This is a genomic window from Nevskia soli (assembly GCF_903970205.1).
GTDB lineage: Bacteria > Acidobacteriota > Terriglobia > Bryobacterales > Bryobacteraceae > Bog-113.
This window is the reverse complement of record NZ_CAJCHS010000410.1, coordinates 1-10,457: the sequence shown is the minus strand read 5'-3', so window position 1 is coordinate 10,457 and position 10,457 is coordinate 1. Positions and strand designations below refer to the sequence as shown.

10 protein-coding genes are annotated in these 10,457 nt (G+C 59.4%); 6 read left to right on the top strand and 4 right to left on the bottom strand.

Annotation, left to right across the window (positions count from 1 at the left end; translation table 11 throughout):
• Positions 1–1,626 (bottom strand): S9 family peptidase (locus H1Y01_RS17715; RefSeq protein ID WP_180541890.1); only part of this gene is annotated, 1,626 nt, incomplete at its 3' end.
• Positions 1,623–2,228: a DNA-3-methyladenine glycosylase family protein gene (locus H1Y01_RS17710; protein ID WP_180541888.1), complete on the bottom strand. Its 606-nt coding sequence runs from the start codon at positions 2,226–2,228 to the stop codon at positions 1,623–1,625. The genes H1Y01_RS17710 and H1Y01_RS17715, both read right to left, overlap by 4 nt.
• Positions 2,229–2,301: 73 nt before the next feature.
• Between H1Y01_RS17710 and H1Y01_RS17705 the strand changes: the two genes are divergently transcribed.
• Positions 2,302–3,348: a VWA domain-containing protein gene (locus H1Y01_RS17705; RefSeq protein ID WP_219341665.1), complete on the top strand. Its 1,047-nt coding sequence runs from the start codon at positions 2,302–2,304 to the stop codon at positions 3,346–3,348.
• 468 nt (positions 3,349–3,816) lie between these two features.
• Here H1Y01_RS17705 and H1Y01_RS17700 read toward each other — a convergent pair whose 3' ends face one another.
• Positions 3,817–4,158 (bottom strand): antibiotic biosynthesis monooxygenase family protein, encoded by a 342-nt coding sequence (locus H1Y01_RS17700; RefSeq protein ID WP_180541886.1) that lies wholly within the window; start codon positions 4,156–4,158, stop codon positions 3,817–3,819.
• A gap of 120 nt (positions 4,159–4,278) precedes the next feature.
• Between H1Y01_RS17700 and rimO the strand changes: the two genes are divergently transcribed.
• Genes rimO through H1Y01_RS17675 form a run of 5 tightly spaced genes read left to right on the top strand, consistent with a single transcriptional unit; the run spans position 4,279 to position 8,707 of the window.
• Positions 4,279–5,724: a 30S ribosomal protein S12 methylthiotransferase RimO gene (gene rimO / locus H1Y01_RS17695; protein WP_180541884.1), complete on the top strand. Its 1,446-nt coding sequence runs from the start codon at positions 4,279–4,281 to the stop codon at positions 5,722–5,724.
• 22 nt (positions 5,725–5,746) lie between these two features.
• Positions 5,747–5,920 (top strand): DNA gyrase inhibitor YacG, encoded by a 174-nt coding sequence (locus H1Y01_RS17690; RefSeq protein ID WP_180541883.1) that lies wholly within the window; start codon positions 5,747–5,749, stop codon positions 5,918–5,920.
• Positions 5,921–5,929: 9 nt separating this feature from the next.
• A complete protein-coding gene (locus tag H1Y01_RS17685) occupies positions 5,930–6,406 on the top strand; it encodes a phosphatidylglycerophosphatase A family protein (protein ID WP_180541881.1) in 477 nt (158 codons plus the stop codon).
• Positions 6,407–6,437: 31 nt separating this feature from the next.
• Entirely contained in the window at positions 6,438–7,472 is a 1,035-nt protein-coding gene (locus tag H1Y01_RS17680) for an IPT/TIG domain-containing protein (RefSeq protein ID WP_180541879.1), read from the top strand.
• Positions 7,469–8,707, top strand: a complete 1,239-nt coding sequence (locus tag H1Y01_RS17675; RefSeq protein ID WP_180541877.1) for a competence/damage-inducible protein A — start codon at positions 7,469–7,471, stop codon at positions 8,705–8,707. The genes H1Y01_RS17680 and H1Y01_RS17675 overlap by 4 nt, the downstream gene beginning before the upstream one ends.
• A 67-nt stretch (positions 8,708–8,774) precedes the next feature.
• Here H1Y01_RS17675 and H1Y01_RS17670 read toward each other — a convergent pair.
• On the bottom strand, positions 8,775–10,457 hold a 1,683-nt coding region (locus tag H1Y01_RS17670; RefSeq protein WP_180541875.1), incomplete at its 5' end, for a beta-galactosidase.

Sequence of the window (10,457 nt, the reverse complement as noted above, 5' to 3'; positions counted from 1 at the left end):
CGCGCCTGCGACCGCTGCTTTGAAGCGAGTCGTCTGGGTCACGCCAAACATCGTCATGAATCCGCCGTAACTCCAGCCGGTGATGCCCAGGCGATCCGGATCGATCGGATACTTGGCCATCGCGGCGTCGACACCGGTCATGATGTCGCGCAGGTCGCCGTGGCCGAAGTCTTTGACGTTGGCTTGCGTAAACGCCTCGCCGCCGCCATAACTACCGCGCGGGTTGGGAAGCAGCACATAGTAGCCGCTGGCCGCAAGCAGCGCGACCGTGCCGTTGTAAGCCGGCCATCCGGGCAGCAGAATGCTAGAGGGTCCGCCGTGAACGTCGACGACTAACGGCGACTTACCCGGCGCGGGACGCATTGGTTTCAACAGCCAGCCATGGACCTGAAAGCCATCGCTGGTCCACTCCAGCGATTCGGCGGGTCCCCACATCGGGGTGACTCCGTCATTCCCATGCGTTACCGGCTGCCACTCGCCGATGCGGCCCATCCAGACTTCAGGCGGGTGCGCGAAGCTACTGCGGGTAATCGCGCACGTGATGCCGTCGCTCGCGATCGCAAGATTGGGATAAGTGCCCGCGGTGCGCGCTTCTTCATCGCCATGCCAGCGCTCTTCGATTGTGCCCGACTGTAAGTCAAGCGTGGATAGGTTCACGCCGCTTCCGCTGTACTCGCTAAATAAGATCTGTTCCGGTTTGCGCCAGGTAATCGAACTGGCGGAAGTCTTACGCCCCGGCATGTGATCGACAGGAGCGCCTCCGCTCGCCGGGATCGTGTACAGATCGCCGCCGTGCGCGCCTTCATCGCTCATAATTCCTTCAATGAACGCGATCTGCGTGCCGTCCGGCGACCATCGCGGAACGGCGATTTCCAGCTTCGGCTTGTAGATCGAAGTTGCTTTGCCGGATGCGGAGTCGATCGTATAAAGCTGCGCGATCCACCAGTTGTTGTCTCCCGGCCCGGGCGCGGCCGTGGCGGCGAATTGCTTCGTGTCTCTAGACCAATCGAAATCGTAGATGTTAAGATCCCCGGGCGAAGCCTGGCGCACCACGCCCGAATCGGCATCCACGACCGCGATGCGCTGATTGTGGAAAGCCTCGTCGATCACGCCGGTCTGCGGACCGGTAGCCGTTAGCGGGCCGCCGCCATGCGCGCCTTCAACATAGAGAAACGCGATCTGTTTGCCATCCGAAGACCAGCGCGGCTTCGCGGCGTACCCGGTTAAATCGGCAAGCTTCTTCGCCTTAGTCGAACCGGTGTTGACGGTCCATAACTGCGGCGCGCCATCCTTACCGCCGGCCGACAGGAAGGCGACGGTCTTCGAATCGGGCGACCATGCGGGGCCGGTGTCCTCACGATCCTTCGCGGCGGATTTCGAGAGCGACACTTCGACATCGCGGTTAGTCTCACGCTCGTATAGGTGGAGCGCTGCGCCGGATGCTCCGACTCTACCCAGCACCCACGCGGCGCGAGTTCCATCCGGCGAAATCGCGACATCGCGATAAGTAACCGTCCGGTTAAGTTGTGCAATGATCTTAGCCGCTTGCGCGTTCGTGCTGTCCTGCGCTCGCGCAGCGATCGCAGTTGCGAACAACACACACATCCACTTCAGTTGTCGATTCAAACCATCTCCCCTGGGTCATCCAAGCTCCGCCACAAGTACCAGCATGCAATCGAACACCACGGACGCCAAGTCGCCGCGATGCGTTCCATGTCCGCGGGCTTCGGCAGTTCCGGCAGCGCATAGGCGCGCTTGATGGCCGCGCGAATCCCGAGGTCCCCGATAGGCAGCACGTCCGGACGGCGCAGCGCGAACAGCAGAAACATGTGGGCGGTCCACACGCCGATACCTTTTACTTTCACTAAGTGCTCGATCACTTCATCGTCCGGCATCTCGGGGAAGCGCTCAAACGCTAGTTCACCGCTGAGAGTCTTCCGCGCGAGGTCACGAATGTATTCGGTCTTCGCGGCGGAGAGTCCGATCTTACGAAAAGTCGCCACGCGCATCCGCAGGATAGCTTCCGGCGTGATGACGCCGTCCGGCATGCGGTCCAGAAGCCGCTGTTTGAAAACGCGGGCGACCTTCGAGCTGATCTGCTGCGCCATGATGGACAGCACGAGCGCCGCGAACGTGGGCTCGCGGTAGCTCAGGTCACACGGTCCGATGCGTTCGATAATGCCGGCCATCACCGGGTCACGCTGCAACTGGGCAAGTGCTTGCTGCATGTCTGATTCACGACAGATAGGACGTAACGCGTAACTCGCCGGTCGCGCAGTCCGTCTGTGGAACCATAATCACATGAAGCCATTGGCCTTCGTCGCTGCGGCGACACTGATGATCTGGGCTGCCGGTGCGGCATACAGCCGCGCGCAGGAGGGTCCGCTCAGGCCCGATCCGACAACGGCCGGCGATAAAGCTCCGCCGCCGGAAATTGTGGATTCCGATAAGACGATTTCGGTGAGCGTCAACATCGTGAACATTCTTGCCGCGGTTCGCGACAAGCACGGCGCTCTGATTCCCACGTTGAACAAGGATGATTTCCAGATCTTTGAGAACGGTAAAGAGCAGACCATCAAATACTTCACGAAAGAAACGAATCTGCCCTTGACGATCGGCCTGCTGGTGGATGTGAGCCGGAGTCAGGAGAACCTGATCGGGATCGAACAAAGCGCCGCGTCCGCGTTTCTCGATTCGGTGCTGCGCCCGAAAGACGAGGCGTTCATCATCAGTTTCGGCGCGGATTCCGAGCTTCTACAAGACCTGACCAGTTCGAAGAAAGCGCTGCACCGCGGCTTGAATGACCTGAAGCCGAACTTCGGTTTTTCCGGCGTTACTCCCGGTCCGGTCCCCACCGCGACCAGTCAGGCTGGCACTGTTCTTTATGACGCCATCTATCTTGCCGCGTCGGACCGTCTGGCGCACGAGGTCGGCCGCAAGGCGATCGTGGTTATTACGGACGGCGACGATGAAGGAAGTAAGCTCACGATCAAGAAGGCGATTGAATCCGCACAAAGGTCGGATGTTACGATCTACAGCATCTATTACGCGGACACTACTTTCTACATGCGGCACGGGATGATCGGCGGCGGAGGCGGACGCCATGCGCTGGAGCAAATGTCCGGAGAAACGGGCGGGCACGTGTTCGACGTTTCGCGCCGCAATGGTCTGGATAAGGTGTTTGACGAGTTACAGGAAGAGATGCGGACGCAGTATTCAATCGGTTATACACCGCTGGATGAACGCCGGGACGGTTCTTACCGCAAGATAGAAGTGCGCGTGAAGGACCATGATCTGAAAGTAGAAGCGCGGAAAGGTTATTATGCGACGCCGCCGGAGAAGGAGTAAGTTAGCGACCGCTTGCTGACGCGCGCGGCTCTGTAGACTCACTACGCTACAGACCCTAACTACGTTACAGAGCCGCGACGGTAACGGAGCGGTACTCAACGGACTAGCCTACACTATCGGTTCAATAGTAACCTGCCATAAATGAACGCCAGCTCCTGCATATGGAGGCGCAGCAATTTCTATGCGGCTTCCATCTCGAACACGGGCGCCATGGTGCCGCTCTTATATCGGCCGAAAGCCGCCTGAGCGGCGTGCTCGCGGTTTTGCTTTGACTTCCTCTACCTGCCCTTCGGAAGTAAGTGCCATCCCGCTCGGAGGGCGACGGGCTTCTCTCCTTCCTGCTTTCACTCCCCGCCGTTCTCGCGCGCCCTTTCCACCGCGAGCGCGGTCTGCGATTTGGCGGGAGTGGGCCCTCCGCAAAGGCGATCGCGCAACGAGCTGCGACGCCGATCGCTACCCAGCGTGGCGTCATAAACGCCCTTCCGGTCCGGAATAAGCCCGCTCAACCTTCGCGATCCGGAGTTCGTAATGCTCGTACCACCGCTCTTTCCCAAGACGTTGCGCAACCAGGTGGCTCGCGTTCTGCTTCCACTCGGCAACCGAGCGCTCATCGGTGAAGTACGAGACGGTGATTCCGATTCCATCCGCCCCGCGAGCGCTCTCCGCCCCAAGGCAACCGGGTTGCTGCAGCGCGAGTTCGAACATCGCGTCCGCCATGGCTGCATAACCGTCGTCACCCTCCGTGCGCCGCGACGTGAAAATCACGGCGTAGTAGGGTGGTTCCGGTGTGCGTGCAAAGCCAGTGTGCATGTCAGCGATCCCTGTTCCATTATCTTGTTCGTTCTCGAAGTTCTCCCCGCGCCCGGATGCTATCCTGAAGGTACCCAACCGCCCGGTTTTCCAACCCGGTTGCCCCAATCTGGACACACTTTGAAAGTTGGTTTTGTAAGTCTCGGCTGCCCGAAAAATCTCGTCGATAGCGAGGTCATGATGGGCCAGCTCGCCGCCCGCGGGCACGAACTCACCCCACATCCCGATCAGGCCGACGTGCTGGTGGTGAACACCTGCAGCTTCATCGACCCCGCCAAACAGGAATCGGTCGACACCATCCTCGAAATGGCCGAGTACAAGAAAGTCGGCCGCGCGCAACGCCTCATCGTCGCCGGCTGTCTGGTCGAGCGCTATCGCGGAGACATCCGTAAAGACTTGCCCGAAGTCGACGCCATCATCGGCACCAACGAAATCGACAAGATCGTCGCCGTTTGCGAAGGTGCCGACGCGGGTTTAGCGGCATCCGAACCGTACCTCTATCACGACCTCACCCCTCGCCTCTTCACCACCCCCAAACACTCCGCCTACATCAAAATCGCCGAGGGCTGCGACCACCCCTGCACGTTTTGCGTCATCCCGCAGTATCGCGGCAACTTCCGCAGCCGCCGTTTCGAATCGGTTATCAATGAGGCTACCCGCCTGTTCAGCCAGGGCGTCCGCGAACTCAATCTGATCGGTCAGGACACCACCTGCTACGGCGAAGACCTTGGCCTCAAGAACGGTCTCGCTCAACTGCTCGGCCGCCTCGCGCAAATTGAAACACCGCAGGAAAACCATCAGGAAAGATGGGTTCGTTTCCTCTACGCGTATCCCAACCGCGTCACCCAGGCGCTGCTCGACACCATCGCGGCCCATAAGTCGCTCGTCAAGTACATCGATATCCCGCTGCAGCACGCCAGCGCGCCGGTGCTCAAGCGCATGAAGCGCGGCGCCAACGGCGATATTTTCCTGAAGCTGATCGAACGGATCCGCGCGTCCATCCCCGGCGTCTCCATCCGCACCAGTTTCATCGTCGGCTTCCCCGGCGAAACGCAGGCCGATTTCGAAGAACTCTGCCAGTTCGTCAAAGCCGCCCAGTTCGACCGCCTCGGTGTCTTTTCCTACTCGGATGAAGACACCAGCAAGAGCTTCGAGTTGGATGGCAAAGTTGATGGCCGCACCATTGCCAATCGCAAACGCAGCTTGATGGCGATCCAGCGCCGCATCTCGAAAGCGCGCAATCGCAAGCTGATCGGATCGGAAGTGTCGATTCTGGTCGAAGGCGTTTCTGAAGAAACCGATCTGCTGTGGCAAGGCCGCATGTCGACCCAAGCGCCCGAAATCGACGGCGTCACGCTGATCAACGATTTCGAAGGCGACGAACCGCGCCCCGGGCAGATCCGCAAGCTTCGCATCACCGAAGCGCACGATTACGACTTAGTGGGAACGCTTCTGCCGTCCAGCTCCGCGGAACTCCAAACCATCGCTTTACCCGCCCCCGCCGGACTGATCCACATCCAACCCGCGCCATCGTTCGTCATGCCCGGCCTCATTCCAGCCCGTTGATTTTTACCGATTCACTCGAAACATGAACTGCCCGATCTGTAAACGACCCGTCAAGAAATCCGACGAAGACTTTCCATTTTGCAGTGACCGCTGCCGCACCATCGATCTCGGCAACTGGGCCTCCGAGCGCTACGTGATTTCCGAGCCGGCCGACCCGCGCGATCTGTTCCTCGCCGAGGATGACGAAGCGTCATGAGCAAGAGTGATGCGAGTTAACGTCGCGACATCGGTAGCGACCTGGTTCGGGACCGGCCTCTCCCCCGTCGCGCCTGGAACTGCCGGGTCGATCGCGGCGCTCGTGCCCGCAATTCTGGCGGCCAGAACCCTGGGATGGTCGGGACGCGACATCGGCGCGTGCGGAGTGGCCCTCTTCCTCCCTGCGGTCTGGGCCGCCGACGTCGCCGCCAAGCAGGCTGGCCTGAAAGATCCTGGTTTCATCGTGGTCGACGAAGTGGTCGGCCAGTGCGTCACTCTCTTCGGGGCGTCTAAACTCAATTGGCAAACATGGGCCTGCGCATTCGTACTCTTTCGCGCATTCGATATCTGGAAGCCCTTCCCCATACGCCGTTTGGAGCACTTACCGGGCGGATGGGGTATCGTTGCGGACGACGCCGCGGCCGGTGTTTACGCCGCACTTGTTTTATGCTTCATCGGATGGTTACAGTCTAGGTTTACAGTCTAGGTTTACAGTCTGGGGTTACAGTCTAAATAGCATGGGAATCCGCAAAAGCTCGAACGGGAATCGTCCCGAGATCTCGCAGGTTACCCCTGTCGCCGCAATCACCGGCGGCGAAATTCAGATTCGCGGCAAGAGTTTCGCCCTCGGCGAGCGCCCGCGCGTCAAAATCGGCGACATCGCCGCGCCCATCGTCATCGGGTCCGACTCGCTCCTGATCGTCAAGGTCCCCGAAGGCGCGTCCGCCGGCGAACTCGTCATCCAGAACGGCCAGAACGCCAGCCAAAGCTACACGTGCGACATCGGCATCATGATCGCCGAAAATCTGCACCCGGTCACCAATCCGGCCGTCGATACCTTCGGCAACATCTTCACCACGTTCAGCGGCTCGCGCGGCCAGAAGGTCCCGGTCGCTGTCTTTCGTCTCGATCTCAACTTCAACATGAAGCCGTTCGTCACCGACATGATGAACGCCACCGGGCTGGTCTTCGACCGCGAGGGTTTGCTTTATGTCTCCAGCCGCTTCGATGGAATCGTGTACCGCGTCACCCCTAACGGCAACATGACCGTGTTCGTTGAAGGCATGGGCGTCGCTACCGGCCTGGCTTTCGATAACGAAGACAACTTATATGTCGGCGATCGCAGCGGAACCATTTTCAAGATCAGTCCCGAGGGCCAGATCTTTGTTTTCGCCACCCTCGAAGCTTCCATCTCTTCCTATCATCTGGCGTACGGACCCGATCGCTACCTCTATGTCACCGGGCCGACCACATCGAGTTACGACTCGGTCTACCGCATCAGCCATGAAGGTGAAGTGGAAGTGTTCTTCCGCGGCGTGGGCCGCCCGCAGGGCATGGATTTCGACGAGAACGGCAATCTCTATGTAGCCGCGTCTTATGCCGGGCGCAAAGGCGTCGTTCGTATCAAGCCGGACCGCACGGCCGACTTGTTCCTCTCCGGGCCGGGGATTGTCGGCCTCCAGTTCATGCCGTCGCGCGCGCTTTGCATCGCGACGACCAACGCGTTGCATCGCGTCGACGTCGGCATTCGCGGACTTCGCTACGCGCGATGAACGCGGAGATTATCGCGGTCGGCTCGGAACTGCTCACGCCCGATCGCGTCGATACCAACTCGCTCTTCCTCACCGAAGAACTGAATAAACTCGGCGTCGAGGTCACCACGAAGTACGTGGTGGGCGACGACCGCGAACGACTCGCATACACGGTGCGCACTGCCGCCGAACGCTCCGATTTCACCATCGTATCGGGCGGCCTCGGTCCTACGGAAGACGATGTGACCCGTGAAGCCGTGGCCATGGCCATCGATCGCCGCATGACCCTAAACCAGGGCATTCTCGATGGCATCGAGCAGCGCTTCCGAACCATGGGCTGGAAGATGCCCGAGATCAACCGGCGGCAAGCGCTGATCATCGATGGCGCGGAGGTTCTGCCGAACGATCGCGGAACGGCGCCGGGCCAATGGATCGATGTCCGCCACTGCTCGGTCCTGCTGCTCCCCGGACCGCCGCACGAACTCAAGTCGATGTTCGTCAAGCAGTGCCTGCCGCGCGTGGAGCGCCGCGTCCCGAAGATGGCGATTGAGACGCTGATTCTCCGCGTCGCGGGCATGTCCGAAAGCGATCTCGACCAGACGATCTCGCCGGTCTACAAGCAGTATTCCAACCCGGTAACGACCGTTCTCGCGCATGCCGGAGATATCCAGGTCCACCTGCGCGCCCGCTGCGCGACCACAGCCGAGGCGATGACGCTACTGGCCGAAGTAGGCGGTAAGATCGACGCCCTGTTAGGCGACCGTATCTACTCCCGAAACGGCGATCCGCTGGAAGTTGTCGTCGGCCAGTTACTCAAGAAACCGCACGCGACACTCGTAGTAGCCGAAAGTATCACTGGAGGCATGTTAGCCGAGCGCATCACGACAGTCCCCGGTTGCTCCGAGTACTTCTTGGGCGGCTTCATCACCTACTCGCGCAAGCTCAAGAACACTCTATTGGGAGTCCCGCTGGAGTTAATAGAACAACACGGGGCAGTAAGTCGCGAGACGGCGGAAGCGATGGCGATCGGCGCCCGCAACCGTTCGGGTGCCACGCACGCGCTGGCGATCACAGGCAACGCGGGGCCGACCACGGACGGGGACACGGCCCCCGTAGGAATGGTCTACGTTTCGCTAGCCGATCTGAAAGGTGTGATCACGGTGCATCGCCAGTTCAGCTCAGACCGCGAACGCATCCGCCAGTTTTCCAGCCAAATGGCTTTGGACTTACTAAGAAAACGCCTGATAGCAGTCTAACCACCCCCAAAATCAAGAGCTCTACCGAGCCCGACCGAAAGGGAGGGTCTGCCGCGCGGCGTCGAAGCTATCGCGCGGCCTCTTCGACAATTTCGACGCCCCAGGGCGCCAGATCGATAGTTCTTCCCTGTTGTATTCTCTTCCCCGACAATAAGTCCGTTCCGCTAACAAAGCTATAAGTGAGTTCTTGCGGCAAAGCCGAGTAGTTCAACAAATAATGCAGCGTCTTGCCGCGGCCGTTCACACCACTTCGCACGATCAACGGAAACCGCAGCTCACGACCAAGCCGCGAAACGAGCGCTCGATCAGCCGCATCACCCAGAATCTTCTCCATGAGCGCATCGCCGGGCATGAAGCCAATATAGGTAACCTCGCCCTTTCCATACCGGTTTCGAGTGATCGCCGCGTAACTGCCCCACACCGGGTGTTCATAATGAGCAATTACCGTCGCGGTGGTAGGCTGTAGTAGCTCCATCCACCAACGCACCTGATCGCCCTTGACGGCTGGGAAAAGATCACTCCTAAGCCCGGTCTTTTCAGGAATCGCGAACTGACTGTAAGTAGCGCCGACCGCATCGGCAAAGCCGCCCGGCTGAACGGCCGAGCGTACTTTCAGGTTTTCGTCCGAAAAGCCGCTCTTAAACGAGAGAATAAGATGACCGCCCTCATGCACGTAAGCTTTCAACTTCGCAATCTCATCGTCCGACGCGGCATAAAGCGCTGGAACCACGATCATCTTATACCGCGATAGGTCCTTCGTCGAAGGATCGGCAAGGTCCGTCTCTATGTTCATTCGATAAAGCGCATCATAGAACGGTCGGAATACGTCGTTGTAGGTCTGTGTCGATGTCCAGCCGAACTTGAAAGCGTTAAAGCCGGTAAGCGCACGGTTACTAAAGTAAAGAGCAACCTGATTCGCTTTTTTAAGATCTACCAGTTCCGGCCCGAGCCGCTGTAAGTCGGCCCCGATCCCGACGGCCTCTTTATAAGTCGGGTTTGGCGCGTAATCCTGACTGAGAAGCCCTCGCCAGTAAGTCTCAATGCCATTGTTGGTTGTCGCCCAATGCCAGTAAGAAACCATATTGGCGCCGGAGGCCAGATGACTGAACGCTTGCAGCCGGAGCTGACCGGGGTACGGTGTCCACTCGGGAAATCCCTGCGCCTGCGTCTCAATCACGAGATAGTTCTGGCCGCCGCGCATCGATCGCGCCAAATCGCCGCCCAGCGCGATCTCTGCGCCGGTAAGATGATCCTGGCCGGGATGATAGATATCGATTCCCACGATATCGAGCGCGCGCGCAGCCGCGAACTGATCGACATCCGGCTGAATGCCGTACGAAACTCCACGCCAATCGAGGTCGAAATTCTGAGTAAGGAACTGGTCGGGCCGTTTGATCTTCCTTACAATGCCGGCTTGCCATGCCAGGTAATCCGTAACGAGGCTTCGTTGATACTCGGCGAAAGCGGCGGTCAGGCTCGGGTTGACAGCGCCATTGATCGAGGGGAAGTCTTCCCAGTCGTTGATGCGATTACTCCAATAGTCGAGGCCGAACGCGTGATTCAGCGCATCCAGACTGGCGAACCGATGCTTTAGTGACTCGACAAACCCCTTCTGCACCTCCGGTCCGCTAACGCGATACGACTTAGTCTCGTTGTCGAGTTGAAAGCCGATCACGGCCGGCTCATCCTTCACATGCTCGACAAGTCGTCGAATCACGCGCTCGGCATAAAAGCGGAAGTGAGCGTTAGT

Bases quoted from the DNA above. Each gene is read 5' to 3' on its own strand.
- H1Y01_RS17675 (WP_180541877.1), top strand. From the start codon at position 7,469: ATGAACGCGGAGATTATCGCGGTCGGCTCGGAACTGCTCACGCCCGAT.
- H1Y01_RS17710 (WP_180541888.1), bottom strand. From the start codon at position 2,228: ATGCAGCAAGCACTTGCCCAGTTGCAGCGTGACCCGGTGATGGCCGGC.
- H1Y01_RS17680 (WP_180541879.1), top strand. From the start codon at position 6,438: ATGGGAATCCGCAAAAGCTCGAACGGGAATCGTCCCGAGATCTCGCAG.
- H1Y01_RS17700 (WP_180541886.1), bottom strand. From the start codon at position 4,158: ATGCACACTGGCTTTGCACGCACACCGGAACCACCCTACTACGCCGTG.
- H1Y01_RS17705 (WP_219341665.1), top strand. From the start codon at position 2,302: ATGAAGCCATTGGCCTTCGTCGCTGCGGCGACACTGATGATCTGGGCT.
- H1Y01_RS17690 (WP_180541883.1), top strand. From the start codon at position 5,747: ATGAACTGCCCGATCTGTAAACGACCCGTCAAGAAATCCGACGAAGAC.
- H1Y01_RS17685 (WP_180541881.1), top strand. From the start codon at position 5,930: ATGCGAGTTAACGTCGCGACATCGGTAGCGACCTGGTTCGGGACCGGC.